At 72.0% G+C, this 475-nt stretch carries 1 pseudogene; it reads right to left on the bottom strand.

The features are described from left to right. A pseudogene (locus OWC48_RS46395) lies at window positions 1-475 on the bottom strand (ABC transporter permease); the annotation flags it as partial.

The following is a 475-nucleotide window of genomic DNA, read 5'->3' as shown; positions in this document are numbered from 1 at the left end:
GCCAGCGCGACAGCCGCCAGCAACAGCCCGAGCACGGCATATTCCATCGCCTGAACGGCAAGGATCTGCGCCCGGCTGCCGCCGAGCAGCTTCAGGATGACGGCGTCGAGACGCCGGGCACGCGCCGAGGCGGCGACCGCGCCGACCAGCACGGCGATCCCGGCAGCGACGGTGACGGCGGCCGCGGCGCGGACGGCGAAGGCAATACGGCCGAGCAGTTCGCCGATCTGGCCGATCACGTCGCCGACACGGAGCAGGGTGACCGAAGGCAGGGCGGCGCCGACTTCCCGCGCGATCGGCCCGTCGCGATCAGCCGGGGAGTAGACGCTGGCGAGCAGGCTGTGCGGTGCTTCCTCGATCAGGCCCGGCGAGAAGACGATCGCGAAATTCAGGCCGAGCCCGCTCCAGTCGATCGTCCGCAGCGCCGCGATCCGCGCCGGCACGTCGACGCCGAGCACGGCCACGGTGATCTCGT

The sequence above is a fragment of the Bradyrhizobium sp. Arg816 genome, assembly GCF_029989365.1.
Lineage (GTDB): Bacteria > Pseudomonadota > Alphaproteobacteria > Rhizobiales > Xanthobacteraceae > Bradyrhizobium.
This window is presented reverse-complemented; position numbering and strand designations above follow the sequence as displayed.